Source organism: Eikenella sp. NML070372, from assembly GCF_001648415.1.
Lineage (GTDB): Bacteria > Pseudomonadota > Gammaproteobacteria > Burkholderiales > Neisseriaceae > Eikenella > Eikenella exigua.
This window is the reverse complement of the sequence record NZ_LXSN01000004.1, coordinates 180,294-206,233: the sequence shown is the minus strand read 5'-3', so window position 1 is coordinate 206,233 and position 25,940 is coordinate 180,294. Positions and strand designations below refer to the sequence as shown.

At 57.0% G+C, this 25,940-nt stretch carries 29 protein-coding genes and 1 pseudogene; 6 read left to right on the top strand and 24 right to left on the bottom strand.

All coding sequences use genetic code 11. The features are described from left to right. Window positions 1-33: 33 nt before the first annotated feature. From purF to A7P97_RS02725, 16 genes and pseudogenes are all read right to left on the bottom strand, one after another. Entirely contained in the window at window positions 34-1,554 is a 1,521-nt protein-coding gene (gene purF / locus A7P97_RS02790) for an amidophosphoribosyltransferase (protein WP_067530302.1), read from the bottom strand. A 4-nt stretch (window positions 1,555-1,558) separates the two neighbouring features. Beyond that, complete coding sequence (locus A7P97_RS02785; protein ID WP_067530301.1) at window positions 1,559-2,065, bottom strand: CvpA family protein; 507 nt, start codon at window positions 2,063-2,065, stop codon at window positions 1,559-1,561. Next, window positions 2,065-3,144 (bottom strand): SPOR domain-containing protein, encoded by a 1,080-nt coding sequence (locus tag A7P97_RS02780; protein ID WP_067530300.1) that lies wholly within the window; start codon window positions 3,142-3,144, stop codon window positions 2,065-2,067. Before A7P97_RS02780 ends, A7P97_RS02785 begins: the two co-directional genes overlap by 1 nt. A 6-nt stretch (window positions 3,145-3,150) precedes the next feature. After that, window positions 3,151-4,458, bottom strand: a complete 1,308-nt coding sequence (gene folC, locus A7P97_RS02775) for a bifunctional tetrahydrofolate synthase/dihydrofolate synthase (RefSeq protein ID WP_067530299.1) — start codon at window positions 4,456-4,458, stop codon at window positions 3,151-3,153. Between the two features lie 252 nt (window positions 4,459-4,710). Further along, complete coding sequence (locus tag A7P97_RS02770) at window positions 4,711-5,115, bottom strand: DUF302 domain-containing protein (protein WP_067530298.1); 405 nt, start codon at window positions 5,113-5,115, stop codon at window positions 4,711-4,713. 74 nt (window positions 5,116-5,189) lie between these two features. Then, the gene (locus A7P97_RS02765; protein ID WP_067530297.1) at window positions 5,190-5,621 is read right to left on the bottom strand and encodes a protein YgfX; all 432 of its coding nucleotides are present in this window, start codon (window positions 5,619-5,621) and stop codon (window positions 5,190-5,192) included. Between the two features lie 5 nt (window positions 5,622-5,626). Beyond that, entirely contained in the window at window positions 5,627-5,983 is a 357-nt protein-coding gene (locus A7P97_RS02760; RefSeq protein WP_067526678.1) for a hypothetical protein, read from the bottom strand. Window positions 5,984-6,101: 118 nt separating this feature from the next. Then, a complete protein-coding gene (locus tag A7P97_RS02755) occupies window positions 6,102-6,875 on the bottom strand; it encodes an exodeoxyribonuclease III (protein ID WP_067530296.1) in 774 nt (257 codons plus the stop codon). Window positions 6,876-6,933: 58 nt separating this feature from the next. Then, a pseudogene (locus tag A7P97_RS10570) lies at window positions 6,934-7,195 on the bottom strand (hypothetical protein). 83 nt (window positions 7,196-7,278) lie between these two features. Then, window positions 7,279-7,749, bottom strand: a complete 471-nt coding sequence (locus A7P97_RS02750) for a type IV pilin protein (RefSeq protein WP_067444196.1) — start codon at window positions 7,747-7,749, stop codon at window positions 7,279-7,281. A gap of 76 nt (window positions 7,750-7,825) precedes the next feature. Continuing rightward, window positions 7,826-8,230 carry a type IV pilin protein gene (locus tag A7P97_RS02745; protein WP_231865627.1) on the bottom strand — a complete coding sequence of 135 codons (405 nt, stop codon included), beginning with the start codon at window positions 8,228-8,230 and terminating at the stop codon, window positions 7,826-7,828. Window positions 8,231-8,306: 76 nt separating this feature from the next. Continuing rightward, window positions 8,307-9,038 carry a pyridoxine 5'-phosphate synthase gene (gene pdxJ, locus A7P97_RS02740; RefSeq protein WP_067526670.1) on the bottom strand — a complete coding sequence of 244 codons (732 nt, stop codon included), beginning with the start codon at window positions 9,036-9,038 and terminating at the stop codon, window positions 8,307-8,309. A 410-nt stretch (window positions 9,039-9,448) separates the two neighbouring features. Next, window positions 9,449-10,189, bottom strand: coding sequence for a DNA repair protein RecO (gene recO, locus A7P97_RS02735; RefSeq protein ID WP_067530295.1), 741 nt, complete (start codon window positions 10,187-10,189; stop codon window positions 9,449-9,451). A 69-nt stretch (window positions 10,190-10,258) separates the two neighbouring features. Beyond that, entirely contained in the window at window positions 10,259-11,236 is a 978-nt protein-coding gene (locus A7P97_RS02730) for a pseudouridine synthase (protein ID WP_067530294.1), read from the bottom strand. Between the two features lie 12 nt (window positions 11,237-11,248). Beyond that, on the bottom strand, window positions 11,249-11,416 hold the full coding sequence (locus tag A7P97_RS09995; RefSeq protein WP_156497469.1) for a hypothetical protein: 168 nt from the start codon (window positions 11,414-11,416) through the stop codon (window positions 11,249-11,251). A gap of 420 nt (window positions 11,417-11,836) precedes the next feature. Continuing rightward, window positions 11,837-13,138, bottom strand: coding sequence for a DEAD/DEAH box helicase (locus tag A7P97_RS02725; protein ID WP_067530293.1), 1,302 nt, complete (start codon window positions 13,136-13,138; stop codon window positions 11,837-11,839). A 463-nt stretch (window positions 13,139-13,601) separates the two neighbouring features. On the opposite strand from A7P97_RS02725, the gene A7P97_RS02720 reads away from it, so the two are divergent. Both A7P97_RS02720 and A7P97_RS02715 read left to right on the top strand, forming a co-directional pair. Then, on the top strand, window positions 13,602-14,546 hold the full coding sequence (locus A7P97_RS02720) for a class I SAM-dependent methyltransferase (protein WP_067530292.1): 945 nt from the start codon (window positions 13,602-13,604) through the stop codon (window positions 14,544-14,546). Between the two features lie 222 nt (window positions 14,547-14,768). Next, on the top strand, window positions 14,769-15,272 hold the full coding sequence (locus A7P97_RS02715; RefSeq protein WP_082887574.1) for a hypothetical protein: 504 nt from the start codon (window positions 14,769-14,771) through the stop codon (window positions 15,270-15,272). Between the two features lie 66 nt (window positions 15,273-15,338). On the opposite strand, the gene cyaY is transcribed toward A7P97_RS02715, so the two are convergent. Continuing rightward, complete coding sequence (gene cyaY / locus A7P97_RS02710) at window positions 15,339-15,662, bottom strand: iron donor protein CyaY (RefSeq protein ID WP_067530937.1); 324 nt, start codon at window positions 15,660-15,662, stop codon at window positions 15,339-15,341. A gap of 76 nt (window positions 15,663-15,738) precedes the next feature. Between cyaY and A7P97_RS02705 the strand changes: the two genes are divergently transcribed. Continuing rightward, entirely contained in the window at window positions 15,739-15,930 is a 192-nt protein-coding gene (locus A7P97_RS02705; protein ID WP_082887573.1) for a lipoprotein, read from the top strand. A gap of 107 nt (window positions 15,931-16,037) precedes the next feature. Here the strand turns inward: A7P97_RS02705 and A7P97_RS10565 are convergent, their stop codons facing one another. Next, on the bottom strand, window positions 16,038-16,439 hold the full coding sequence (locus A7P97_RS10565; RefSeq protein ID WP_231865626.1) for a hypothetical protein: 402 nt from the start codon (window positions 16,437-16,439) through the stop codon (window positions 16,038-16,040). Between the two features lie 304 nt (window positions 16,440-16,743). Continuing rightward, window positions 16,744-17,985: a multifunctional CCA addition/repair protein gene (locus tag A7P97_RS02695; protein ID WP_067530290.1), complete on the bottom strand. Its 1,242-nt coding sequence runs from the start codon at window positions 17,983-17,985 to the stop codon at window positions 16,744-16,746. A gap of 172 nt (window positions 17,986-18,157) precedes the next feature. On the opposite strand from A7P97_RS02695, the gene A7P97_RS02690 reads away from it, so the two are divergent. After that, on the top strand, window positions 18,158-18,787 hold the full coding sequence (locus tag A7P97_RS02690) for an FG-GAP and VCBS repeat-containing protein (protein WP_067530289.1): 630 nt from the start codon (window positions 18,158-18,160) through the stop codon (window positions 18,785-18,787). Window positions 18,788-19,089: 302 nt separating this feature from the next. On the opposite strand, the gene A7P97_RS02685 is transcribed toward A7P97_RS02690, so the two are convergent. Continuing rightward, window positions 19,090-19,686, bottom strand: coding sequence for a phosphatase PAP2 family protein (locus A7P97_RS02685; RefSeq protein WP_067530288.1), 597 nt, complete (start codon window positions 19,684-19,686; stop codon window positions 19,090-19,092). 79 nt (window positions 19,687-19,765) lie between these two features. Between A7P97_RS02685 and gloB the strand changes: the two genes are divergently transcribed. After that, the gene (gene gloB / locus A7P97_RS02680; RefSeq protein WP_067530287.1) at window positions 19,766-20,518 is read left to right on the top strand and encodes a hydroxyacylglutathione hydrolase; all 753 of its coding nucleotides are present in this window, start codon (window positions 19,766-19,768) and stop codon (window positions 20,516-20,518) included. A gap of 85 nt (window positions 20,519-20,603) precedes the next feature. Here the strand turns inward: gloB and A7P97_RS02675 are convergent, their stop codons facing one another. From A7P97_RS02675 to rpe, 4 genes are all read right to left on the bottom strand, one after another. Further along, the gene (locus A7P97_RS02675) at window positions 20,604-21,539 is read right to left on the bottom strand and encodes a dihydroorotate oxidase (RefSeq protein WP_067596310.1); all 936 of its coding nucleotides are present in this window, start codon (window positions 21,537-21,539) and stop codon (window positions 20,604-20,606) included. A gap of 353 nt (window positions 21,540-21,892) precedes the next feature. Further along, window positions 21,893-22,441, bottom strand: coding sequence for a carboxymuconolactone decarboxylase family protein (locus A7P97_RS02670; RefSeq protein WP_067530285.1), 549 nt, complete (start codon window positions 22,439-22,441; stop codon window positions 21,893-21,895). A 177-nt stretch (window positions 22,442-22,618) separates the two neighbouring features. Beyond that, on the bottom strand, window positions 22,619-24,331 hold the full coding sequence (locus tag A7P97_RS02665; RefSeq protein WP_067530284.1) for a proline--tRNA ligase: 1,713 nt from the start codon (window positions 24,329-24,331) through the stop codon (window positions 22,619-22,621). 270 nt (window positions 24,332-24,601) lie between these two features. Then, entirely contained in the window at window positions 24,602-25,285 is a 684-nt protein-coding gene (rpe, locus tag A7P97_RS02660) for a ribulose-phosphate 3-epimerase (protein ID WP_067530283.1), read from the bottom strand. A 183-nt stretch (window positions 25,286-25,468) separates the two neighbouring features. On the opposite strand from rpe, the gene A7P97_RS02655 reads away from it, so the two are divergent. After that, a complete protein-coding gene (locus A7P97_RS02655) occupies window positions 25,469-25,876 on the top strand; it encodes a Spy/CpxP family protein refolding chaperone (protein WP_067530282.1) in 408 nt (135 codons plus the stop codon). The last annotated feature ends 64 nt before the right edge of the window (window positions 25,877-25,940 follow it).

Sequence of the window (25,940 nt, the reverse complement as noted above, 5' to 3'; positions counted from 1 at the left end):
GAAGCCGGCCTCAAAGCCGGCTTCCGCCATTTGCTATTCCCGTAGCGAATCCACACGGATGCCGTGTTCCATCTGGCCGGCAGGGGCCGTGTTGCTGTCTTTTTTACGTTCAAGGTGTTTCAGGTAGCCTTCGTCGATGTCACCGGTCACGTAGCAGCCGTTGAAGCAGGAGCTGTCGAAACCTTCGATGGCAGGATTGAGTGTTCGTACCACGTTCTCCAAGTCGCCCAAATCTTGGAACACCACGCCGTCGGCGGAGATTTCGATGGCGATTTGTTCGATGTTGCGGCCACTGGCAATCAGCTCGTTGCGAGTGTGCATATCGATGCCATATACATTGGGGTAGCGCACTTCGGGGGCGGCGGAGGCAAAATACACTTTCCGTGCTCCGGCGGCACGCACCATTTCCACAATCTCGCGGCTGGTAGTGCCGCGCACGATGGAGTCGTCTACCAGCAGCACAGATTTGCCAGCAACTTCGCTGTCGATGGGATTGAGCTTCTGGCGCACGGATTTTTTGCGCGTGGCTTGGCCGGGCATAATGAAGGTACGGCCGATGTAGCGGTTTTTAATAAGGCCTTCGCGGTAGGGCTTGCCCAGGTGCATGGCCAGCTGCAAGGCACTAGGGCGGCTGGTATCCGGTATGGGCATTACCACGTCGATTTCTCCTACTGGCAGGCTACGTTTCACTTTTTCAGCCAGGGTTACGCCCATATCGAGCCGCGCTTGGTACACCGATACGCCGTTCATCACGGAATCGGGGCGGGCAAAATACACGTATTCAAACAGGCAGGGCAAAAGGCGCGGCGCTTCGGCGCATTGGCGGCTGTGGAACTCGCCGTTAAAGCCGATAAACACGGCTTCGCCCGGTGCGATATCACGCACCAATTCATAACCCAGGCCGGGGAAAACGATAGATTCGGAAGACACCATATAAGCGGTGCGCCCCGCTTCGTCGGTGGATTTGCCCAACACCAGCGGGCGGATACCGTGCGGATCGCGGAAGGCGAGCATGCCGTAGCCAGCAATCAGCGACACCACGCCGTATGCGCCGCGCACTTGGCGGTTGAGCGCGGCCACAGCATCAAACACATCGTCCACTTCCAGCTTGCTGCGGCTGCCGATCACGTGCTGCAGTTCGCTGGCCAATACGTTGAGCAACACTTCGGAATCTGAGCCGGTGTTGATGTGGCGCAGGTAGCGGCGGCACAGATTGGCATTGAGTTCTTCGGTATTGGTGAGATTGCCGTTGTGTGCCAGCACGATGCCGAAGGGCGAATTCACATAAAAGGGCTGCGCTTCAGCGCTGCTGGCGGCATTGCCGGCGGTGGGATAACGCACATGGGCGATGCCGGCGTTGCCCACTAGGTTGCGCATATCGCGTGTGCGGAACACGTCGCGCACCATGCCGGTGTCTTTGTGCATATGGAGCATCTCGCCCTCGGCGGTTACGATGCCGGCAGCATCCTGCCCACGGTGCTGCAACACCTGTAAGCCGTCATACAGCAACTGATTTACCGGCTCAAAGGCCACCATGCCCAACACGCCACACATAAACTCACTCCCCCGGCTCTTGCCGGTAGTCGACACGATCCGCCATAAACGGCGGCAGATACGGCACGGCCAATTGGGCCAAGCCCTCGAAAACAAATGCGGTTTGCGAATGCTGCCATTCCTCGCTCTTTGGCAAATCGGTAAACGCGCAGGCCAGCACCGCCAGCGTGACCGCCAGCACCCCCTTCACCGCGCCGAACACGCCACCGAGCAGGCGGTTTGCCCCGCCCAGCCCGGCCGCGCCGGCAGACGAAGTGAGCAAGGTTTGCAGTAGTCGGAACAGTAGCCGCGCCAGCAGAAATACACCGATAAACGCTGCTACCACCGCCAGTGCATGCGGCTTGAGGCTACCTGAAAGCCAGTCGCCCACTGATGGAGCAAGCAGCTTGGCCGCCAGCAGCGAGCCCAGCCAGGAAACCAAGCCCACCAATTCGGCCACCACGCCGCGAAACAGCGAAATCAGGGTAAACGCCGCAATCACCAGCAGCGCGAGATAATCAAACAGAGTCATCAGCGCTCCAGCAGGATGCCGTCCAGCCCCTGCGATTTAATTTTGCCCATTGCCTGGCTGGCGGCCTGGCGGTTGGGATATGAGCCGGTGCGCACGCGGTAGAGTGCGTTACCGCCTTTGTTGGCCGGCGGCGCCACATAGGCGCTCACACCCGCATCGGCCAGCCGTTTTTGCACGGCGCGTGCCTGCTCTTCGGTGGTGTAAGCACCCACCTGAATCACCATGCGCCGCTCCGTCTGCGCCGCTTGATTATCGGCAGCTTTGCCGTTACCGGCCACATGGTTGGCAGCGCGGTTATTCAAAATATCTTCCGGCGAGAGGCGGTTGCCGTTTGGCTTACGCTCCTGCCGGCGTTCAGCTGGGCGGCGGCGCTCGGCTGGTTTCTGTTCGGTCGGCTTCGGTTCGGCCGGTTTGCTTTCGGCACGGCGCTCATTCGGCTGCGCGGCCGGCGTTTGTGGTTTCACGCCCTCGGCGCGGCGCGGGGTTTCCGACACGGCAGGCTTAGCCTGCGGCTGAGCCGCCGGTTTATTGTTTTCTGCCTGTTGCGCGCGCGGCTCGGCAGGCACTGGCTTGGCTTCTACACGCGGCTGCGGCGCAGGCTTGCTTTCAGCCCGCACCGGCGGTGCAACCGGGCGGCTCGGCTGCGGATTAGCCGTGTTTCCAGAGTTGGCCAACGGATTGGGCAACACCGTGGTGCGCGCCTCCACCGGCTTGGCCGGCTGCACGGGCTGCGGCGCAGGCGGAGCAGGCTCCACAACCACTGCTTCCGGCTCAACAACCGGTGCCGACACAGGCTGCGGCTGCATTTCCACCGAAGTATCAGCACCGGTCGGCACTTCGGCCACCGGCTCGGGCAACGGCTGGGTTTTCACCACCATGGAAGCCGCAGTTTCGCTGCCGCCGCTCACGGTGATTTCGCCCGGTGCGGCAGTATTTTGGCTGCTGCCCATCACTTTGGCCAGCAGCAGCGCCACCACCGTGGTGAGCAGCAGCGCGCCCACCAAGCGGCGGCGGTTTTTGCGCTTAATCTGCTCGTATTCTTCCAGATGGCGCCAATTCGGGTTGGATTGGGGTGGCATAATTTCTTATTCCTGTTGCGGTGCGCCCATCACTTCGGCCACCGTGTGAAACGAACCAAATACGACAATTCTATCATTTTCCCCCGCCGCCGATAAGGCGGCACGGTAGGCCTCGCCCACGCTGGCAAACAAGCGCACATTGGCCGCTCCCGCCGCTTCCAGATGCTGCCGCAATGCTTCCGCCGGGAGGCCGCGCGGCAGTGGTAGCGGGGCGACCAGCCATTCGTCAAACTGGTCTTGCAGCAGGGAAACCACAGTGTCGATATCTTTATCGGCCAACATGCTGAACACCGCCAGCCGTTTTTCGGCAAACGGCAGAGCCATCAGGCTGCGGCGCAAGGCACGGGCGGCATGCGGGTTATGACCGACATCCAAAATAGTGGGCGGGCAGCCGGGCAACACCTGAAAACGGCCGGGGTGGCTCACCAGCAACAACCCGCGTTTGATGGCGCCGATATCCACCGGCAGCCGCGCATTCAGGCATTCGAGCACGGCCAGCGCGCAGGCGGCATTACCCAGCTGGTAGCCGCCGCGCAGGGCGGGAAAAGGCAGTGCGTTGCGGTTGCGGCTACCTGAAAACAGGCGGCTGCGCTCGGGATGAAAGTGAAACGACCATTGTTGCTGCTCCAGCTTGCTGAAGCCGAAATCTCGTCCGGCCAGCAAAAGGTCGGCGCCGATGGCTTCGGCGTGGCGGCGCAGCGATTCGGGCGGCGGGTTTTGGGCGCAGATAGCAGGTTTGCCCGCGCGGAATACGCCCGCTTTTTCAAAGGCCACCTGCTCCACCGTGTCGCCCAAAAAGGCTTGGTGATCCAAATCCACCGACGTTACCACCGCTACGTCGCCGTCAAAAATATTCACCGCGTCCAGCCGGCCGCCGAGCCCGACTTCCAAAATCATCACATCGGTTTCGGCGCGCCGGAAAATATCCACGGCCGCCAAGGTGTTGAACTCGAAATAAGTAAGCGCGGTATCGCCGCGTGCGGCTTCGATGCGCTCGAAAGAGGCGGCAATAGTTTCATCGGCAGCGGGCTGGCCGTTTACGCAGATGCGCTCGTTGTAGCGCAGGATGTGCGGGCTGGTGAACATGCCGGTTTTGAACCCGGCGGCGCGGTAGATGCTTTCCAAAAAGGCGCACACCGAGCCTTTGCCGTTGGTGCCGGCCACCACGATCACAGGGCACTGCGGCTGCAAACCCATCCGCTCTTTCACCGCGCGCACGCGCTCCAAGCCCAAATCAATGCTGCCGTGGCTGTGGGCGGTGCCGCCGGTGTAGGCGGTTTCGAGGTGGGCGAGCCATTGGGAGAGTGTTTTCATTTGTTCAACCTTGTTTGAGGGGCTACCTGAAAATGCCAAACTGGTTTTCAGGTAGCCTGTATGCCGGTACGGGCGGCTTGGCGAAGGCTAGCTGAAAATAACGGTGTCGGTCTGCATTACCGTGCCAAGCGCTTGCTGGCCCGGGTTTTGAGCGGCGCTTTCAGGTAGCCTGCTTTAACTGATAAAGGCTACCTGAAAACGGTTAAACCTTTTCAGGTAGCCTTTTGCCGCCACATTATACCGCAGCAGAATTCAGCCCGGCACACTCTCCAGCGCGGCGGCAATCAGTGCACCCGTGGCGGCATCGATTTGCGCGGCGGCAGTTTCGGCCGCATCCAAACCGCGCCCCTCAACCAGCGGCAACACACGGCGGTACAGCACCTGCACACGGCCGTTTTGCTCGTACACCAACACTTTCAGCGGCAGCTCGGCGGCCAGCAGCAAATCGGCCTGCATCAGCGGCGTGCCTTTGGCCGGGTGGCCGACAATCAGCAGGCTGACGGGCGCCAGCGGCAGACCGTGTTCGGCGGCCAGCGCGGAATGCGGGATTTCGGCAAACAGGGTAATCTGCTTGGCGGCAAAAGCCTGTTTCAACACGGCCAGCGTTTCGGCAATACCCAAACGGCTGGGCAGGATAAGGTGGTTGGGATTGGTCATAGGGTTGAGTCCTGTGTGCAATGAAAAAGCCAATAGAATATGCCGCGTTGACACAGTCGTTGTCAGCGGAAGTCCTACCTATCCACCGGCTTGCTCCGTTTCTTCCGCGCCTGCCCCCAACGCGCCCACACGCGCAGGCGGCGCAGGCCTTCGGCATCGGCGGAATCCGGCCAAACGGCTTGGTAAATCTGCCGGCCGCCGTCGGTTTGCCAGTGCAAAAGTTGCAGCCACGGCAGCACCACGCCGCCGCGCAGGGTGGCCGCCACGGCGATTTGCTGAGGCTGCAAAAACAGCACGGCCTCGCTGCCGCTGCCCACTGTGAGGCTGCCGATTAGCAATGGCCGGCGTAGGGCATACCAAGCGGCAAAGGCGGTGAACGCGAGGCCGAGCAGGCGCAGCCAACCGGCGAAATACAGCAGCCAGATAACGGCCAGCCACACCCATGCGGCCAACTGCAGCACACGCTGCAACCGCGAAGGCCGAAAGGCTACCTGAAAAGGCTGCACGGCGGCTACATCATGTTGTCCACCACAGGGCTGACGCGGATGTCGTCGTCATCCGTGTCCAGCACCATGTCGTGGAATTCGAGGTCGAAAAAGCGGGCAAACAGCTCGGGCGTGAGCTCCGGCCATTGCTCCTGCGGCACTTCCCACGAAGCAATCTCGCCGCTGAACACCTCGCGCCAGCGTTCGCCGAACAGGCCGGCGCTCTCTTCGGGCGTATCGGCCTGCGCCAACAAATATACGCTGCAATTGCTGCGGATTTGGGCAAGGGTGAGGTCGGGCAGGTCGTCGCCAGTGCTTTTGAGCCAGGCGAGGAAAGCTTCGGTGGGCTTCACCACCACGGCGCTGCGGTCTACAAAATACATGGTATTTCCTTGGGTTGGTTTTCGCGGTTTCAGGTAGCCCTTAAACAGATACTACAGGCTACCTGAAACAGGTTTTCCGAAATGCCGGATTTCTGAAAAACCGGAACGCCGGCATCCGCTACAGCGGATAATCGTAATCCACTACCAGCGGGGCGTGATCGGAGAATTTCTCCTGCTTATAAACATGGGCGGAGCGGGCGTGCTCGGCCAGAGCGGGCGTGGCCATTTGGTAGTCGATGCGCCAGCCCACGTCTTTGGCATAGGCCTGGCCACGCTGGCTCCACCAAGTGTAGCCAGGCATTTCGGGATAGAGCGTGCGCCAAATATCTACCCAGCCCAGTTCGGCAATCACTTTGCCGATCCACTCGCGCTCTTCAGGCAGGAAGCCGGAGTTTTTCAGGTTGCCTTTCCAGTTTTTCAAGTCGATGTTTTGATGCGCAATATTCCAATCGCCACAGATCACGATATCGCGTCCTTGGGTTTGCAACTCGCGCAGCATCGGGTAGAAGGCTTCTAGGAAACGGAACTTCACCTGCTGGCGCTCTTCCGAACTGCTACCAGACGGCAAGTAGAGCGAAATCACCGATAAATTGCCGAAATCAGCCTGCACAAAGCGGCCTTCAGCATCGAAATCGGCAATACCCATGCCGGTTTGCACGCGGTCTGGCTCGCGTTTGCTATACAGCGCCACGCCGGAATAGCCGCGCTTCTCGGCACAGTGCCAAACGCCGTACATACCGTGCGGGGCCCTCATGCTGTCGTCCAAATCAGCTTCTTGAGCCTTGAGTTCCTGTACGCAAACGATATCGGCGCCGCTTGCGGCAAGGTATTCATAGAAGCCTTTTTTATAGGCAGAACGGATGCCGTTTACATTGGCAGAAATGATACGCATGGGTTTTCCAGATAAGATTATTGTTTGATTATACAGGGAAAAAGGTTACCTGAAATGTTCAGGTAGCCTGTTTAGCCAGCGTTTGACGCCACGCCAGATAATCACGCAACGGCGGCATGGGCGGGTTGATGCAATGCGGGCAAATGCCGGTTACGTCTTTATCGTCAAATCTTGGTGGAAGGCATCCGGATCGAAACGGGACTGCTGCATCACCGCCTGCTGCTACACCATATACACCATATCAAATTCGTACCACTCAAGATTTCAGCCAGCAGTTCGGTTTCTCCTAGGCTAAATGGGACGGTATCGTTTTGAATCATGCGAGCATAATCGGCATTTTGGATTTTTTGTTGCAAGTAAGATTACAATACTCATCAAAATTTGAATTTAAATAATAAGAAAACTAATGCAGCAATTCGCATTCTTGGTCGATATTATTACCTCCAGAAAATACCTCTTTATTATCGCAACGGCTACGACTTCTTTGGCAAATCCGCACGGTTTGATCTTGGTTTATCAACAAAACCCGTGGCTCTTTATTTACATCAAAGGCCACGGCTTTAATTGTATATTTATCTCCCAACACCCCACGCGCATTACCTTGGAATTTAATACAGAAATGCTGCGTTTGACTAACCGCCAACACCGGCCAAGTAGTGGAAGTGGCTTTAAAAGTGCGGTTTCTCGTATAGAAACGCTCCATCGCCCGACTATTTTCCAACAAAGCAGCATTCGCCTCTTCCAAACGGGATTTTCGCACAAACGATTGGTATGAAGGATACGCAATGGCTGCCAAAATCGCCACTATGGCAATAATGATCATCAGCTCCATCAGTGTGAAACCGCGTTTGGTGAAAACAGATAAACCGTTCATATTGCTACTCCTTTAGATAATTATTAGGACACGCAGTATAAACGGCTTTAGAAAAAAATGAAATACCCTGTTACTATTAGTATTGCTCACAGTCCTGCATTGTAGAGGCATTGCAACGACTGAGAATACCTATGCTATTGTAGTAAAGAGCTTGCGTTTCACGAGGATTTTTCGGTTTTGCAATAATTTCGTAGCTATCTGCCTTGGGACTACCTGGTGCGAAATCAATAGCAAAGTACTCCGTATCAACCGGATCTGTCGCGGGGCTACTTGAATCGGTAAAGGTCCTTTTACTGGCATATAAGCGCTCCATATCCCTAGCCTTTACCATGATACTTGCCTTGGCCTCCTCCATATGAACCCTTCGCATGAAAGCCTCATAACTTGGATATGATAGAGTAACCAAAATAGCAATCAATGCAATAATGATCATCAGCTCAACTAAAGTAAACCCACTTACGTTTGATTTATTCATCGCCATAAAACTCCATTTTTCTTATTATTCTTTTCTTCATTCTGAATCGTATCCCAACTCATAATTATAATTTCTCTTACCTCTAATCCGGCTGACTCCGCGCCTGATAAATCTCATCCTTCATTTGGTGTATCGCTTTCGGCAAACCCAAAAACACAGCCTGCGCAATGAGTGCATGACCGATATTCAGCTCACGAATCGGCAGAATCCGCGCCACCGGCGCTACGTTGTGAATCGTCAACCCGTGTCCAGCATTTACCACCAAACCCAATTCGGAAGCAAAATATGCCGCTTCTTCCAAGCGCAGCAATTCGTTTTGCCGAACGGCATGTGAAACTGCATCGGCATACGCGCCGGTATGCAGTTCAATAGCTTGAGCTCCAACATCACGAGCAGCCTTGATTTGCTGTTCATCCGCATCGATAAACAACGAAACACGGATGCCGGCAGCGTTTAATTGCTGCGTAAACTCTGCTACCGTCTGCTGTTGTGCCAACACATCCAAGCCGCCTTCAGTGGTTACCTCCTGCCGTTTTTCCGGCACAATACACACATCTTCCGGCTGTACCTGCAAAGCGTTATCCAGCATTTCTGCCGTCAGCGCCATTTCCAAATTCATACGGGTGCGGATCGCCTGCTTGATGGCAAACACATCTGCATCTTTGATATGGCGCCGATCTTCGCGTAAATGCAGGGTAATCAAATCCGCGCCGTGGGTTTCGGCAACCAAAGCCGCCTCCAACGGGCTGGGATAGCGCGTACCGCGTGCATTACGCAAGGTGGCAACGTGGTCGATATTAACACCCAACAGCATATTCTTTCCTTTCGGGTATCGAATTTGGCAATTTAGCTTTATGACTCACGCCGTAGCCATACCTAGCAACCGGCATGCCATTACCACAAAGCTTTTCCAAGATATGGTCAATACTGCAACTATACAAATCATCACTTAAACGCCGTGATTTTCCCCGCTTTCAAACAGGGAACGAAAAACAGATGCACGATTAACCGCTTGTTCAGATAAAAAACCATTTTACTAATGTTGCACATAATGTCGGCAAGCAACACAGCATCGAAACTACCGCCACAAGTGAGATATAGACGGCGGACGGCTGTTAAAGTTTACCGTGAATCGCCTTCGCCATGCGACGTAATACCCATGATTTTCTACATATCCAACACGTACAACTTAATGGTTTGCTTATCTAAAACTATTGATAAAAGCTATCTGAAAACCTGCATCTGCTGCAACACCTGCCGCGATTTAATCCCTTCCGGCAGGCGGAAATCCAGCAGCATGCGCGTAATCCGACGTGCTTGTTGCAAAGCGGCGGCATTGGTAAAGTCGCCGTTTTGCAGCTGAATCAACACATCGCCATCCACAGCCACACCCGGCTGCGCCTCTGCCGATGGCAGGCTATGCCGCTGATCCAGCGGCAGCACCGCATGTTCCGGCCGCAGCCAGTATTGCCGGTCGGCTTCCACTGAACATCCTGTGCTATCTTTCTGCAAGTCCGGCGCGTAGCCCGCCAACGTGAGCAATGTCCACTCAAAACGGCGCAGCACGGCGGCGTGGTTCGGTTCGGTGCACAAAGTACGCATCACCTGCTGCAAGGCCTCATACAACGCAGGCTGCGGGTCTTCTCGGGCAGTGAGTTTCTGCACCAATTCATTTACATACAGCCCGCTCAGCAGCGCCCTGCCCTGCGGCTGCGGCCAGCCGCCCAGCCATTCGGCTCGGTGCAACATTTTCAACTCTTCCTTGCCATACCAGGCTACCTGAACCGGCACAAACGGTACCAACACGCCGCGTAATTCGCTTTGCCGTTTGCGCGCGCTGCGCGCCACCACCGCCACCCGCCCGTAATCGCGGCTAAACAGCTCCGCCAGCAGGCTGGTTTCGCGCCACGGCGTGGCCGACAGCAAAAACGCCGGCTGGGAATCGATGCGGTTGGGCTGTTTCATAACTCGTTAAAGAACAATAGGAAAGCGGCTGTTTGATTTTTCAGGTAGCCTTTAATCGGCGGCATACCGTCAGCCAGGCCGACGGCGGCTGTCCGGCAGCGGCAAATCCGCCCACTTCATCACTGAGGCCACTTCCGCCGCGTTCAGTTCATAAAACTGCCCGCGTTTCAATCGGTTGGGCAAACCAATCGGCCCGAAGCCGGTTCGCACCAAGCGGCTCACCGTAAGGCCGAAATGCTCGAAAATGCGGCGCACTTCGCGGTTGCGCCCCTCTTTGAGCACCACATTATACCATTTGTTCGCGCCTTCCCCGCCCTGGCTGTGGATGCGTTCCACCCGCGCCAGGCCGTCTTCCAGCATCACGCCCTCGCTGGTGAGCAGGCGCATCTCGTCCATGCCCAGCTCGCCCAACACGCGCACCGCATACTCGCGCTCCACTTCGAAGCTCGGGTGGGCAAAACGGTTGGCCAGCTCGCCGGAAGTGGTAAGAATCAGCAGGCCGCTGGTATTGATGTCTAAGCGGCCGATGGCCACCCAACGGCTGCTCGCCGCCTGCGGCAAACGGTCGAAAATGCTCACGCGCCCCTGCGGGTCGTCGCGCGACACAATCTCGCCTTCTTGTTTGTAATACAAGATGATACGCGGCAATCGATCCGGCCATTTCAGCTTGATCACGCTGCCTTTCACCAACACCTGGTCTTCCGGCCGCACCTTATCGCCCAGCTGCGCCACCTTGCCGTTCACCGTTACCCAACCGTTTTGAATCCACTCCTCCATCTCGCGGCGCGAACCCGCGCCCGAAGCAGCCAGCGCCTTTTGCAGGCGCACCGGCTCAATGCCGCTCAAATCGGAACGCTGTTCCTGCAAACGGCGCACTTGGCTCTGCACTTTTTGGTTAGCCGGGCGCACCGCTAGCTTTTTTGCTCGTGCCACGCGGGTTTTCGGCGCTTTCTCCGCTTCAGGCTGCTGCTGGCGCTTAGGACTACCTGAAACTTTTTCATCGGCGCGGCGCGGATTACGTTTATTAGAGTCGCGTTGGTTTTTCATATGGTTACACTCCTAACTCGTGATATTTATCAACGGTTCTTCTGCGGCAACAACAAGCGGCAGGGTTGGGGAAATGATGGAGCAGGCTACCTGAAAACGAAGCCTCAACGAAGTTAAAACAATATGCTGAGCTGCTGCAAAGCAAACATCAGCAACGCCATCTGTTTTCAGGTAGCCCAAACGGTATCGCCGTTCAAAATAGAAACCAGGCCATCCCATGAAATGAGGTGTTTTAGCCGCGGTTTACGTTTACGGCACAATGTGCCGTAGATTGGCTGTTTTGTAATCTGCTCGGAAAGCGGCATTTTTGGGTTTGGCTTTAGGCGTCTCCCTGACACAGCGTTCATATACAGGGAAGCGTTCTCGCTACACTCAAACAGCCAATCATCTTACTGTAAGCCAAGCAAACAAGCCAAGTAAATCGCTCGAGCGAACTAAGGGCTACCTGAAAACAATACGGCAATTTTTCGTGCCGCTTCCCAAGTTTCAGGTAGCCTTTATTTCACAGCCAGCTGCTACTGAACCGGCCATAGCTCAAACACTTACTTCCCCCCCTGCTGCTATCGGTTCACCCAGCAGGGGGAAAATTATTCAACCATATCAGGCGCGGCGGCCTTGGGCGGCCGGTTTGCGGGCTTTACCGCGCGGGTTGCCGGCGGAACGGCTCCCGAAGGGTTTGCCGCTACCGTTGGGCTTGCGGCCGCTGCCTTTTTGTTTCCAACCGCCGCCTTTGGCTTTGCGCGGGGCTTTGCTGCGCTTGCGGGTGGGCTCCATGCCTTCGATGGTGAACTCGGGCAGCTTGCGGCCGAGGTATTTTTCGATTTTGTGCACCGCCACGTATTCGTTCACTTCGGCAAAAGTGAGGGCGAGGCCGTGGCAGCCAGCACGGCCGGTGCGGCCGATGCGATGCACGTAGTCTTCGGCCTGTTTGGGTAGGTCGTAGTTGATCACGTGGGTGATGCTGGGCACGTCGATGCCGCGCGCGGCCACATCGGTGGCCACCAGTACTTTGATGCGCCCTTTGCGCAAATCCATCAGCGTGCGGTTGCGCCAGTTTTGCGGCATGTCGCCGTGCAGGCAGTTGGCGGCGAAGCCTTTTTCGTAGAGTTCGTCGGCCAGCTGTTCGCTCATGGCTTTGGTGCTGGTGAAGATGATGCACTGGTCGATATTGGCATCGCGCAAAATATGGTCGAGCAGGCGGTTTTTGTGGTTTTTGTCGTCGCAGTAAAAGAGCTGCTCGTCGATTTTGCCTTGGTTGTCTTCTCGTTCGATTTCAATCACTTCGGGATTTTTGGTGAGCCGGCGGGCGAGTTTGCCTACAGCGCCGTCCCAAGTGGCGGAAAAGAGCAGGGTTTGGCGGCTTTCGGGCGTGGCGGCCACGATGGTTTCGATGTCGTCGATAAAGCCCATATCCAGCATGCGGTCGGCTTCGTCGAGCACCAGCACTTCGAGGCGGTCGAAATCGATGCGGCCGCTGCGCATGTGGTCCATCAGGCGGCCTGGCGTGGCCACCACCAAATCAATCGGCTTGGCCAGCGCCTTGATTTGAAAACCGAAAGACGAGCCGCCCACCAGGGTGACGGTGCGCAACCATTTCATGTTTTGGGCGTAGATTTTGGCGTTTTTTTCCACCTGCGCCGCCAACTCGCGCGTGGGCGTGAGCACAAGGATGCGCGGGCCTTTGCCGGGTTTGTCGCTGCGGCGGGTGATGCGCTGCAGGCTGGGCAGCAGGAAAGCGGCGGTTTTGCCGGAGCCGGTTTGCGCCGAAGCCATGATGTCGCGGCCTTCAATGGCGGCGGGCAGGGCTTGGGTCTGAATGGGGGTGGGCTCGATGTAGCCGGCAGAACGTAGGGCGGCGAGCAGGTTTTTATCGTGCAGCAGGTCGCTGAATTGGATGGTCATGTGTTTCCAAAAAGGACAACAATACTTTCCGCCCGCACAAAACGGGCAGCCACGAAGCAAAAGGATGCGCTAACAGAAAGAGGCGGGATTCATTCGCTTTCAATAACTAGGGCAGGCCGCAAGCAGCAAAGAAAACGAGGGCAACCGCTGGAGGTTACGCAAAAGATTGTCGCAAGCAAAGCGCTTGGAGTGGCATCGGCGACAACCTGCGAAGCAGAGAAGGATTGCACGCAAAATGCGGCAAACAGACGCAGCTGTAAAACTGCGGGGGCTGAAGACGATGGCTTCGAACAAAAAAGGGACGGCATCTTAGGCGTTTGCTTGGAATCGGTCAAGCAAAATCTTTAGATTTACACCTATCTACCGAAAAGGCTACCTGAAAGCCACAGTTGCCCGTTTGGAGCGACGGGGCAATTAACCGTAAAATAGCCGCACTCCTTTTCCACTTTCCAGGTAGCCTCACATGAGCGAAATCACCGCCTTTGCCAACCGGCTGGGCAAAAACGCCAAACACCTCATCAAATGGGCGCGCCGGCAAAACATCGAAGCCTGGCGGCTCTACGACCGCGACATCCCGCAATACCCCTTCGCCATCGACATCTACGGCAATCACGTCCACCTGCAGGAATACGACACCGGCTGGATCATGCAGCATGCCGAATACGAAGTCTGGCTGGCCGAAGTGGTGGAGGCCGTGCAATTCATCACCTGCTTTCCCGCCGAACACATCCACCTCAAACAGCGCAGCCGCCAGCGCGGCAGCAGCCAATACGAAAAAACCGGCTGCAGCGGCGAAGATTTTATCGTGCACGAAAACGGCCGCGCCTTCTGGGTAAACCTCGACAAATACCTCGATACCGGCCTCTTCCTCGACCACCGCAACACCCGCGCCCTCGTAGGCAGCGAAACCCAAGGCAAACACTTCCTCAACCTCTTTTCCTACACCGGCAGCTTCAGCGTATATGCCGCCACCGGCGGCGCTGTTAGCAGCGAAACCGTAGATTTGTCCAACACCTATCTGGATTGGGCGCGGCGCAACTTCGAGCTCAACCGAATCAACCCCGAGCAGCACCGCATCATCCGCGCCGACGTATTCCAATACCTGCAAAACGCCGCCGCCGAAGGCAAACGTTTCGACCTCATCGTGATGGATCCGCCCAGCTTTTCCAACAGCAAAAAAATGCTCGACATCCTCGACATCCAGCGTGACCACCCCCGCCTCATCCGCGAAGCCATGCAATTGCTCGAACCAGGCGGCACGCTTTATTTCTCCAACAACCTGCGCAGCTTCGAGCTTGAACCCGCCGTGGCCGAACGCCATGCAGTGGCCGAAATCAGCCGCCAATCCGTGCCCGAAGACTTCCGCAACCGCAAAATCCACCGCTGCTGGACAATCAAACACCGCTAAAGCAAAGGCTACCTGAAAACATCCAAACCGTTTTCAGGTAGCCCTTTATAGTGGATTAAAATAAGAATGCTACCGCGTTGGCTCGCCTTGCCGTATTGCTCATACTGTCTGCGGCTCGCCGCCCCATTTTTATTTTAATCCACTATATTAGCCGCCCCATGAACCGATCCGCCATCGATCGCGCAGCCGCCATCCTATTCGCCCTGCTCAGCGCCACCCTGATTGCCGCTTTTTTTTGCCGACAGCCGTTTTTTCCATTGGGCATTCGCACGGCATCATAACCCCCTGAGCTGGTACATCCGCCCGCTGTTCCTCATCCCCTTCTGCCTCTCAGCCTACCGCCGCAGCCACGCCGGTATTTGGGCTACCTTGTTGCTGCTGCTCAGCAGTATGTTTTGGTTTCCCCCACCCGACTATCCAAACGAACGCATCCGGCAATTCTTGGCCATGGAGCAAAACTTCCTGCTCGGCGGCTGGAATACGGCCAAAGTCTTGGCATCGGGCATGGTTGCCCTGAGCCTGACGCTGATTGCCGCCGCATTCTGGCAGAGTAAACCGCGCCTCGGGTTGTTCTGCCTAGCCGCAGCTGCCGCAGGTAAAATCCTGTGGAGCATCCGTTACGGCCGGACGGCGGGCTACGCCGTTATCCTGCCCGTAGCCTTCGGCCTGCTGCTCTGCGCCATCGTTATCGGCATGGTATTGCATAAAATCAAGCGGCGGCTTTAATGGGTAAAGGCTACCTGAAAATCTACAATCCATTTTCAGATAGCCTTCCCAAGCGTCCGGCCCAAACTACAGCGGCTCGATCTCCACCGTCTTACCCGCCGCCGCGCCCAGCACTTCGTTCAGCATGGCGAAAAAGCCGCTGCCATCGCGTGTGGAGCGCCATTCGCCGTCGCGCAGGGCGAAGTGGTAGCCGCCGCTTTTGGCGGCAATCCACAGCTCTTGGTTTGACATGTGGCGGTTTACGATAATCTGTGTACCGTTATCGGCCTCGATGGTGAGCACATTGCCGTTGTGTTCGCAGTCGAAATCGGCGCCGCACTGGTCGAGCTGGTCTTCGATGTAGGCAAACAATTGGTCGGAATAGCGCAAAAATTCGGTCTCGGTCATGATGGTTTGTGTATGGTGGCATTTTTGTTTAAGATGCCCCATCTTGCCACAGCCGCCTGTTTCAGGCAATTTCGAGTTGATGATGATGCGAACCTTATTCCCCGCCCTCGCCGCTGCGCTGCTCCTGAGCTCCTGCGGCTACAAAAGCGACCTCTACCTGCCCAAAGAAAGCGACCGTGCCCGATTCGCCCCCGTGCAAACCGGCCTGCAATTCAGCCCTATCGCGCCGATGCCCGATGTGGAGCCGCAACCGCTGCCTGCCGATAAATAACAGCAAAATGCTTCGGCCATACTTTTTCAGGTAGCCTCTTTCCTGCCGGAGGCTACCTGAAAATATAACTGCGGCGCTATTACCTATCCCGCTGCTCCTGCCCGGTTTCACTTCTTCGGCGGCAGGATGCTGCCGGTTTCGGTGGCGCGCTCTTTCCAGATGGGCAGCCACTGGGCTACGCGCTCGCGGTAAGGCTCATAGATTGGTCGGACGGTGGGGAAATCATCTTTGATAAACCGTTCCACATAATCAAAGTCCAGCAGGATGGCGCGGGCGATGCAGTTGCCCAAGCCTTCGTAGGCATCATCTGTAGAAGGCGCGGGGAACTCGCCATAAATCGGATAACTGGCTAGAAACTCTTTTTCGTCCGGATTGCTGAAATAACGCCCGACCAAATCCAAACCGCGTTCGAAAAAATCGCGGATATAGGTTTCGGCATCAGGTAAGGTATGCACCAGCTTTTGATAAATCATGCAATGATTATGGGCATCCGGGCTAAGGATTAACATACGAGCAGTCCATTTTGTTTGGAAATTATTAAATCCCTCCTTAAATACCTTATTAACTGATTTATTATAAACAATAACACTAGGCATAGCTGATAAATGCAACACCCATCCAGTATCAATCCAAACCTCAGAATGCTTTAATGTCTTATTCTTAAAAGAATGTGCCTTATATTCCCAGCCGGGATACTCCTCCGCCAAGCGAACGCAAAATTCTTTCACATCTGATTTGTTCAACATACTTTCCCTTTCCGTTTTATCCGTTTGTCTGCCCGCGTATTTTCCGCTGCGCTGAAGCCTGCGCTTTTCAGGTAGCCTTCCCCTGCTCCCGCCGATACGCTTCCTGCAAGGGTTTAATCCGCGCCAGCCTGTCGGCGGCGATGGTTTCGGCGATGCGTTGCGGTTGCCCGGCGCGGGCAGCGGCGATGGCGGCGGTGTCGGTTTGCTGCGCGGCGGCGAGCAGGGCGAGCCAGTGTTCGCGCTGCTGGTAGGCGGCGTGTTCGAAGCCGAGGCGGCCTTGCGCGTCGGCGCGGCATACGTTGAGCATGGCGGCGAAGCGTTCGGGGCGGCGGTAGGCATCGGTTTGCTGCAAAATTTTGGCGGCGGTTTGCGGGCGCAATTCGGCCGCCTTGTGCAGCCGCCCGTGCCAGCGGCACACTTGCACGGCCAAGTCGGCGCAGGCTTTGGGCACTTTCCAGCGCTGATTAACCGCCTGCACCAGCGGCACGCCGGCTTCATCGTGGCCGTGGTGTGCGGGCAGGATTTCGGGCGCGGTGGCGGCTTTGCCCAAATCGTGCAGCAGCGCGGCGTAGCGTTCGGGCAGGCTCAGGCCGGCATCGGCGGCGCTTTGCAAGGTGAGCAGGGTGTGGATGCCGCAGTCGATTTCGGGGTGGTAGTCTGCGCGCTGCGGCACGCCGAACAGGGCTTCCACTTCGGGCAGCAGCACGGCGAGCGCGCCGCATTGGCGCAGCACTTCAATCATGCGCACCGGCCGCGCTTCCATCAGCCCGCGCGCAAACTCCTGCCACACGCGCTCGGCCACCAGCGCATCGGCTTCGCCGCTCTGCACCATATCCGCCATCAGGCGCAGGGTTTCGGGGGCTACCTGAAAACCGTAGCGGGCGGCAAACCGCGCGGTGCGCAAAATCCGCACCGGGTCTTCGGCAAAGGCGGGGGAAACGTGGCGCAATATGCCCGCGGCCAAATCGGCCTGCCCGCCGAAGGGGTCGATAATCTGCCCGGCGGAATCCTGCGCCATGGCGTTGATGGTGAGGTCGCGCCGCTGCAGGTCTTGCTCCAGGGTAACGTCCGGCTCGGCGTGGAAAGTGAAGCCGGCATAGCCGCGCCCGGTTTTGCGCTCGGTGCGCGCCAGGGCGTATTCTTCATGCGTTTCGGGATGCAGGAACACCGGAAAATCCTTGCCCACCGGCTGATAGCCCGCCGCGAGCATGGCCGGCGCATCGGCGCCCACCACCACCCAATCGCGGTCTTTCACTTCCCGCCCCAACAAGGCATCGCGCACCGCACCGCCCACCAGATAAATCTCCATTTGCCCTTTTCCTGTTTGCAGTTCGTCCAAACCGAATCATGCCCGATTTGCCCCGTTTTGCCAAAACCGCTGGTTAAGGCGACCTGAAACCATATCTACCGAAACCAAACCAGCCGCCTGATTTTGCTGCTATAATCTTCCTCAACCCCCTTCCCCACCCTTGGAGATCGCCATGAAACCCACCCTACTGCTCCTGCTTGCCATCCTGCCCCTCACCGCCCACGCCCGCAGTCTAACGGTAGATGCGACTAAACTGCCTCCCGGCTGGCAGGCCGAAGTGCAAAGCGACAGCTGCGACAGAGATGGCTTGATTTGTATGGGCCCGGCCCAAATCACCCTACGCCACGGTAGCTTCTCACAAAGCTTCCGCAGCGAACAACTCTCTTTCCACAACAATGGATTGTGGCCAAGTGATGTGCAAATGGGCGACTTCAACTTTGACGGCAAACCCGACCTGGCCATCCGCAATGGTAATGGCGGTTCCTACGGCAGCCCCAGCTACGATATCTACGTGCAAACCCAATCCGGCCGCTTCGTTAAAAGCCGCGAGCTCACCGAGCTCGCCTCCGACTACATGGGTATGTTCCGCGTGGATGCCGCCCGCCACACCCTGACCACCGCTGCCCGCGACGGCTGCTGCTTCCACGCCGAAGAAACCTGGCAGATTATCCCTGGTCGCGCTCCGCGTAAAATCGCCATCACCACACGGGACAGCCGGCAAGGCAACGGCGCCTACACCGAAGTCATCACCAAGCGGCTGGTGAACGGCCGCTGGCGGCAAAGCGTACGCCGCGAGCGCTGATATCCGCGCCAATTTTTCAGGTAGCCTCTATCCAGCCTAACAGGCTGAAAACCATGCCCTGTTGTTTAATGGCAGATTGCCTGCCCGCCTTTGCTTAAGATTGAGACTTAGCCCGTACAATCCATTGAAAACAGAGTGAGTATAAACCCACCCTGCGCCAAATGCATATTGTTTGGTAAAGACTTCAGGCTACCTGGAAACTTGAACAGCCCGACACTTCAAACGGCGGCATAACAACGCCACCTCCTAGTTGACCCTCGCAGTAAAAAAGGCTACCTGGGACTTTCAGGTAGCCTTCTCATTTATCCCAACATCAGCCAACCATACAGCTTAAACACCAGCCAGCCCAAAAACGCGCCGGCGGGCAAATCCATCAGATAATGCTGCTTGGTAAACATACAGGAAAGCGCGATCAACACCGGAAAGGCAAACGCCACCGCGCCCATGCTCGGGTAGGCATACATGGCCGTGAGCATCGCCACCGAAACGTGCATGCTCGGGAAGCAGTTGGTGGATTGGTCGAACTTCTGCACAAACAGCAAAAACTTCTCCGAAGCCGTTTTGCCCGTGTTCACACTGCGCCAGTGCGGCGGCGTGGACACCGGCCACAGCCAGAAAAACATCATTTGCACAAACAGCAAAATCAAAAAGCTAAACGCCGTCATCACAAACTGGCGCGAATCCGCCATCAGCCAGTTTAAATACAAAATCGCCGGATAATACAAAAAGCTATACACCCACGACCACCAAGCCACAAACGGAATCTTCTCATCCAGCGGCGAATGCAGCACCTGCGCCTGCCGCAGCGGGTGGCGTTGGGTGAAAAAGTAAAACTGATACGCCCCCACAATCAAAATCCCGCTCAACACCAAATTCACTACATAATCCACAGCGGTCATCTGCCGCTCCCTTATCGTGTAAAATGCTGTGAAGGCTAGCAACCGGCCACCCTTTTGTCAATTTACTAACATTGCCACCATGCTCAAAATCACGCCCATTTCCGCTCTTGCCGATAACTACATCTGGCTGCTCCAACAAGGCAACGAAGCCGTCTGCATCGACCCCGGCGACGCCGCTCCCGTAGCAGGCTACCTGAAAGCCCACGGCTTGGTGCTGCGCCAAATCTGGATTACCCACCACCACGCCGACCACACCGCCGGCCTGCCCGAGCTCATCCGCCAGTTCCCCGACTGCCGCGTTTACGCCAACCACGACATCCCCCACACCACCCACACCGTAGGCGAAGGCAGCCGCTGGCCGCTCTGGCAAAGCCAAGTGGAAGTCTGGCACACCCCCGGCCACACCCAAACCCACCTCAGCTACCTGCTACAAGCGGGCGGGCAAGCCCATCTCTTCTGCGGCGACACCCTCTTTTCCGCCGGCTGCGGCCGCGTCTTCAACGGCACCACCGCCCAACTCTTCGCCTCCCTGCAACGCATCAACAGGCTACCTGAAAACACCCTGCTCTACCCCGCCCACGAATACACCGCCGCCAACCTGCGCTTCGCCGCACACATCGAGCCGCACAACCCCGAAATCGCCCGCAGCCTGGCCGCCGCCGTGCACACGCCCACCCTGCCCGTCTCCCTTGCCCACGAGCGGCAAATCAACCCCTTCCTGCGCACCGCCGATTTTCAGGTAGCCTCCCGCACCGCCGAACTCAGCAGCCAAAGCCTGCACGGCGAAGAACAAGTCTTCACCGCACTGCGCGAATTGAAAAACCATTTTTAAACCCACATGGCAGCTTGATTGCGGAGATAAAAAGGCTACCTGAAATTTTTCAGGTAGCCTTTATTGTTGGATACGCCGATTGCGGTTAGCCCAAATATTTCAATTTGCCGCGGAAATCGTCCAGCGTTTCATAGCCTTTTTCGGCCATGATGGCTTTCAGCTCTTCGGTGATGCAGATGAAGGCGGGCACGCCTTCTTTATGCAGGGTGGTGCCCAGCTGCACCATGCTGGCGCCGCACAGGATGTGCTCGAAAGCATCGCGGCCGGTGAGCACGCCGCCAGTGCCGATGATGCGGATGGAAGGGTTGAGCCGCTGGTAGAAAGCGTGCACATTGGCCAGCGCCGTAGGTTTGATGTATTCGCCGCCGATGCCGCCGAAGCCGTTTTTGGGGCGGATAATCACGGTTTCGTCTTCCACATACAGGCCGTTGCCGATGGAATTGACGCAGTTCACAAATTTGAGCGGGAATTTATTGAAGATGGCGGCGGCTTGGTCGAAGTGGACGATATCGAAATAGGGTGGCAGCTTGATGCCCAGCGGTTTGCTGAAATAAGCAAAGGCATCGCCGAGGATTTTTTCCGTGGTTTCAAAATCGTAGGCAATCTGCGGTTTGCCAGGCACGTTGGGGCAGGAAAGGTTGAGCTCGGTGAGGCCGCTAAAGCCGCTCTCTTCCACTTTGCGCAGGAGGGCGTGGGTTTCGCTGGGCGACATGCCCACCAGGGAGAGGAAGAAGGTGCGGTTCGGCTCGCGGTTTTGCAGGTCGAGCAGGTAGTCGAGGTAGTAATCGATGCCGTGGTTGGGCAGACCCATGGAGTTGATGCTGCCCAGCGGCACGTTGCGGTAGCGCGGCTCGGGGTTGCCGGCGCGCGGCTCGAGGGTAGCGGTTTTGGTAACAAAGCTGCCGGCGGCGGAATTTTTCACTTCTTCCAATTCGGCAATGCTCATGCAGGCCACGCCGGCGGCGTTCATGAGGCAGTTGTCAAACGAGAAACCAGCAATCTGGGTTTGGGTGCTGGGCATGGGTGGCTCCTAGGTTGATGGTTGAACGGCAGCATTGTACACCGAACGGGAACAGGCCGCTTGCGGCAGAGCAAATGAACGCAGCTGGCCGCCCCACAGATTTTCAGGTAGCCTGCAACGGCACAGGCTACCTGAAAATCTCAAAGGCTTGAACCTATAGTGGATTAACAAAAATCAGGACAAGGCGACGAAGCCGCAGACAGTACAGATAGTACGGCAAGGCGAGGCAACGCCGTACTGGTTTTTGTTAATCCACTATACCCTGTCGGCAAAGCTCTGCCGCCCCATAACCAAAGGCTACCTGAAATTTCAGGTAGCCTTTGGTTTCGCTCACCGCAGCAAGCTGCGTATGTTTAAGCGTAATCGCGCAATTCGGGGTTGATGTCGGTTTGCGCCAAGTTGTTGGTGTAGTTGCACAGGGTGGCCAGCGCCACGCCCATCACCACTTCCACCGATTGCTGTTTGTTGTAGCCCGCGTCTAGAAAGGCTTGCAGCTCAGCATCGGACACCGCACCTTTTTTCGCCATCACGGCTTGGGTGAAGGCGGCCAGTGCGGCCAGTTTGGCGTCGTCGAATTCGGCGGGGTTCAGATGGCGCGAGGCTTGGATGGCTTTTTCGGAGAGCAGTTTTTTCAGCGTGGCGATTTTGGTGTGCCCGGCCACGCAGAAGCCGCATTCGTTGGTTTTGGTGGCAATAATCTGCACCACTTCCACCTCGCCCGGGGTGAGGCTGTTGGCGGCGTTGAGCTTGCCCACTTCCTGATAAAACGCCAGGGCTTCGGGCGCATTGGCCAACACGCCGATGAGGTTGGGGATAAAGCCGTTGGCCTTCAGCACCGCCTCCACGCGCGGTTTGGCGGCTTCGGGAGCGGTTTCTACAGTATGGACGGGAAGACGTGCCATGATTGGGTTCCTTTATGTTGTATTGTGGGGAAAGCGGCATTGTAGCGGAAAGCGGGCCGAGGGCTAAATAACGGTTTGTGCGGATCGATAGAACTCAGAGGCATAAAGGCTACCTGAAAATAAACGCAGCTTCTATCAAGCCAAGTTTTTCAGGTAGCCTCTAATCCGGCGTAATGCTTAAGCCAACAAACCTTTCAGCTTGGCGGCAATTTCGCCCGCTGCCACCAGCTCGGTTTCGCCGCTGCGCCGTTCGGTGTATTCCACTTTGCCTTCTTTCAGGCCGCGGTCGCCGATGGCGATGCGGTGCGGGATGCCCAACAGTTCGCTGTCGGCCAGCAGCACGCCGGCGCGTTCGTCGCGGTCGTCGAGCAGCACATCGATGCCGGCGGCGGTGAGTTCGGCGTAGATTTTATCGGCGGCCTCGCGCACGGCTTCGGATTTTTTGTAGTTCATCGGCACGATCACGGCTTGGAACGGCGCCATGGCGTTGGTCCAGATGATGCCGCGCTCGTCGTTGTTCTGCTCGATGGCGGCAGCCACGATGCGGGTGATGCCGATGCCGTAGCAGCCCATTTCCATGATTTGCGATTTGCCGTTGTTATCCAAGAACGAGGCGTTGAGAGCGGCGGAATATTTGTCGCGCAGTTGGAACACATGGCCGACTTCGATGCCGCGTGCGAGTTTCAGGTAGCCTTTGCCGTCGGGGCTGGGGTCGCCGGCGATAACGTTGCGGATGTCGGCAAATTCGGGCTTGGGGCAGTCGCGGCCGAAGTTGAAGCTGGTGTAGTGGTGGTCGTCTTCATTGGCGCCGATCACGGTGTCGGCCAGTTTTTCCACGGCGAAGTCGGCATACACTTTGCCTTTGAAGCCCACCGGGCCGAGCGAACCGCCGTTTGCGCCGAATTTCTCTTTAATGGCTTCGGGCGAAGCCATGGCCAGCGGGCTTTTCACGCCGGGCAGTTTTTCGGCTTTGATGTCGTTGAATTCGTGGTCGCCGCGCAGCAGCAGCAACACGAGTTCGCCCTCTTCTTCGCCTTCCACCACGATAGATTTGAGCGTGCGTTCAATCGGAATTTGCAAAAATTCCACCAACTCGGGAATGGTTTTCACGCCCGGGGTGTGCACTTTGGCAAGCACGGCTTGTGCAGTGGCGCGCTCGCCGCTTTGGCGCAGGGTGGGGGCGAGCTCGATATTGGCGGCGAAATCGGATTCGCTGCTGTAGGCGATGACGTCTTCGCCGCTTTCGGCCAGCACTTGGAATTCGTGCGAGCCGGTGCCGCCGATGCTGCCGGTGTCTGCGGCCACGGGGCGGTAGTCGAGGCCCAGGCGGTCGAACACGCGGCAGTAGGCGTTGTACATGGGCTGGTAGCCGTCGCGCACCAGGGATTCGTAGTCGGCGTGGAAGGAATAGGCGTCTTTCATTACAAATTCGCGCGCGCGCATCACGCCGAAGCGGGGGCGGCGCTCGTCGCGGAATTTGGTTTGGATGTGGTAGAAATTCTTGGGCAGCTGTTTGTAGCTGGTGATTTCTTTGCGCACGATGTCGGTGATCAGCTCTTCGCAAGTGGGGCTGAAGCAGAAGGTGTTATCGTGGCGGTCGGTGATGCGCAGCAGCTCGTCGCCGTAGAAATCCCAGCGGCCGGATTCTTTCCACAAGTCGGCCGGCTGGATAACGGGCATCAAAAGCTCGATAGCACCGGCGCGGTTCATCTCTTCGCGCACCACGGCCTCCACTTTGCGCAGCACGCGCAAGCCCATGGGCATCCAAGTGTAGAGGCCGGAGGCGTTGGCTTTAATCAGCCCGGCGCGCAGCATGAGCTTGTGGCTGGCCAGCGCGGCTTCGGCGGGGGCTTCTTTGAGGGTGGAAATAAAGAACTGGGAGGCTTTCATGACGGGCTTTCTGCGGGATTTAAGAATAAGCGGGGGAATTGTATCAATGTTTCAGGCGGGCTGCAGCATGAGGCTGCCTGAAAACTGCAGTTTGGTTTTTCAGGCAGCCTGCAACATTGGCTACCTGAAAAAACTTGAGCGGAAGCACTCGATTTCCACTGCCCAGCTGCCGACCGCAAGCCATACCAAGTATGCCAAGGCGGCTCACGCGGCAGGAAGAAATGAAGCGCTTCCGCTGTATTTGAGAATTTCAGGCAGCCTTTTGCCGTATCAACTGCCGGCCTTTTCCAACTGCCGACGCATTTCGGTAATCACCGCTGCGTAGTCGGGCTGATTGAAAATGGCGGAACCGGCCACGAAGGTGTCGGCGCCGGCGGCAGCGATTTCGGCGATATTGTCGGCCTTGATGCCGCCGTCCACCTCAATCAGGATGCGGCGGCCGCTTTCGGCGGCGTAGAGGTCGGTGAGCGAGCGCACCTGTTCGATTTTCTCCAGCGTGTGCGGAATAAATTTCTGCCCGCCAAAGCCGGGGTTAACCGACATCAGCAGCACCACATCGAGCTTGTCTAAAACGTGTTCCAACACATACACCGGCGTGGCGGGATTAAGCACCAGCCCGGCGCGGCAGCCGCTGTCGCGGATCAGGCTTAAGCTGCGGTCGATATGGCGGCTGGCTTCGGGGTGGAAGGTGATGATATCCGCCCCAGCCTTGGCAAAGGCCTGAATCATTTCGTCCACCGGCTCCACCATCAAATGCACATCCAGCGGCACGGTGGCATAAGGTTTGAGCGCGGCGCACACCATCGGCCCGAAAGTGAGGTTGGGCACGTAGTGGTTATCCATCACATCAAAATGGATCCAGTCGGCCCCGGCGGCAATCACGCGCCGCACTTCTTCGCCCAAACGGGCGAAATCAGCAGATAAAATGCTCGGAGCGATACGGTAGTGGGCCATGTTGGTGCTTTCTTCTATAAATGGGATTATAATTCATCGCACATCGTGCCAAAAACGTAGTGATTTCCACTACATTGTTGTTTACACAGGTTTACCAAGATTATACCGTGTTTCACGCCGTCATTCGTATACTGGTAATAATAAATTTACTTGGTTCGATACTGAATCTAAAGAGTTAACCCCATGACTCCTCTCCCCCGCCGCCAAACCCTTTGCCGGATTGTGTTTTCCACTGCCCTGCTCACTGCTGGCAGCCTTGCCTTGGCCGACAGCCCCAACTGCGATATGCGCCAGCTTGCGCTCAGCAGCAGCCAACAGGAGCAGCTGCGCCAAGTGCGTGCCGAATACCGCCAACGGATGGACAACCTCGTGGCACAATCGCGCAACCTGCGCCAATACACCACACAGGCTTCCAATTTGGTGCTCTCCGGCCCGGTGTTCGATGAAAATATGGCACGGCATTATGTGAACGAAAAATACACCCCGCAAATGCAGCGCGAAGTGGAAAACCTGCGCGCCCAACACGCCCTGCTGCAAATCCTCACGCCGCAGCAGCGGCAGGAATGGCGTCGGCATTGCCTGTATCAATAAAGCGCCCTGCCCTATTGGAAAGGCTACCTGAAGTTTCAGGTAGCCTTTCATTATTTACACGGAA

What these genes read in the sequence shown, in the direction of transcription:
- A7P97_RS10565 (WP_231865626.1), bottom strand. Translation starts at nt 16,439, where the DNA reads ATGTTAATCCTTAGCCCGGATGCCCATAATCATTGCATGATTTATCAA.
- A7P97_RS02720 (WP_067530292.1), top strand. Translation starts at nt 13,602, where the DNA reads ATGAGCGAAATCACCGCCTTTGCCAACCGGCTGGGCAAAAACGCCAAA.
- A7P97_RS02745 (WP_231865627.1), bottom strand. Translation starts at nt 8,230, where the DNA reads ATGGCGATGAATAAATCAAACGTAAGTGGGTTTACTTTAGTTGAGCTG.
- A7P97_RS02755 (WP_067530296.1), bottom strand. Translation starts at nt 6,875, where the DNA reads ATGCGTATCATTTCTGCCAATGTAAACGGCATCCGTTCTGCCTATAAA.
- rpe (WP_067530283.1), bottom strand. Translation starts at nt 25,285, where the DNA reads ATGGCCCACTACCGTATCGCTCCGAGCATTTTATCTGCTGATTTCGCC.
- A7P97_RS02705 (WP_082887573.1), top strand. Translation starts at nt 15,739, where the DNA reads ATGATGATGCGAACCTTATTCCCCGCCCTCGCCGCTGCGCTGCTCCTG.
- A7P97_RS02725 (WP_067530293.1), bottom strand. Translation starts at nt 13,138, where the DNA reads ATGACCATCCAATTCAGCGACCTGCTGCACGATAAAAACCTGCTCGCC.
- A7P97_RS02655 (WP_067530282.1), top strand. Translation starts at nt 25,469, where the DNA reads ATGACTCCTCTCCCCCGCCGCCAAACCCTTTGCCGGATTGTGTTTTCC.
- A7P97_RS02675 (WP_067596310.1), bottom strand. Translation starts at nt 21,539, where the DNA reads ATGCCCAGCACCCAAACCCAGATTGCTGGTTTCTCGTTTGACAACTGC.
- A7P97_RS02785 (WP_067530301.1), bottom strand. Translation starts at nt 2,065, where the DNA reads ATGACTCTGTTTGATTATCTCGCGCTGCTGGTGATTGCGGCGTTTACC.
- A7P97_RS02750 (WP_067444196.1), bottom strand. Translation starts at nt 7,749, where the DNA reads ATGAACGGTTTATCTGTTTTCACCAAACGCGGTTTCACACTGATGGAG.
- A7P97_RS02670 (WP_067530285.1), bottom strand. Translation starts at nt 22,441, where the DNA reads ATGGCACGTCTTCCCGTCCATACTGTAGAAACCGCTCCCGAAGCCGCC.
- pdxJ (WP_067526670.1), bottom strand. Translation starts at nt 9,038, where the DNA reads ATGCTGTTGGGTGTTAATATCGACCACGTTGCCACCTTGCGTAATGCA.
- A7P97_RS02730 (WP_067530294.1), bottom strand. Translation starts at nt 11,236, where the DNA reads ATGAAAAACCAACGCGACTCTAATAAACGTAATCCGCGCCGCGCCGAT.
- A7P97_RS02780 (WP_067530300.1), bottom strand. Translation starts at nt 3,144, where the DNA reads ATGCCACCCCAATCCAACCCGAATTGGCGCCATCTGGAAGAATACGAG.
- folC (WP_067530299.1), bottom strand. Translation starts at nt 4,458, where the DNA reads ATGAAAACACTCTCCCAATGGCTCGCCCACCTCGAAACCGCCTACACC.
- A7P97_RS02685 (WP_067530288.1), bottom strand. Translation starts at nt 19,686, where the DNA reads ATGACCGCTGTGGATTATGTAGTGAATTTGGTGTTGAGCGGGATTTTG.
- gloB (WP_067530287.1), top strand. Translation starts at nt 19,766, where the DNA reads ATGCTCAAAATCACGCCCATTTCCGCTCTTGCCGATAACTACATCTGG.
- A7P97_RS02770 (WP_067530298.1), bottom strand. Translation starts at nt 5,115, where the DNA reads ATGACCAATCCCAACCACCTTATCCTGCCCAGCCGTTTGGGTATTGCC.
- A7P97_RS02690 (WP_067530289.1), top strand. Translation starts at nt 18,158, where the DNA reads ATGAAACCCACCCTACTGCTCCTGCTTGCCATCCTGCCCCTCACCGCC.
- recO (WP_067530295.1), bottom strand. Translation starts at nt 10,189, where the DNA reads ATGAAACAGCCCAACCGCATCGATTCCCAGCCGGCGTTTTTGCTGTCG.
- A7P97_RS02665 (WP_067530284.1), bottom strand. Translation starts at nt 24,331, where the DNA reads ATGAAAGCCTCCCAGTTCTTTATTTCCACCCTCAAAGAAGCCCCCGCC.
- A7P97_RS02760 (WP_067526678.1), bottom strand. Translation starts at nt 5,983, where the DNA reads ATGTATTTTGTAGACCGCAGCGCCGTGGTGGTGAAGCCCACCGAAGCT.
- purF (WP_067530302.1), bottom strand. Translation starts at nt 1,554, where the DNA reads ATGTGTGGCGTGTTGGGCATGGTGGCCTTTGAGCCGGTAAATCAGTTG.
- A7P97_RS02695 (WP_067530290.1), bottom strand. Translation starts at nt 17,985, where the DNA reads ATGGAGATTTATCTGGTGGGCGGTGCGGTGCGCGATGCCTTGTTGGGG.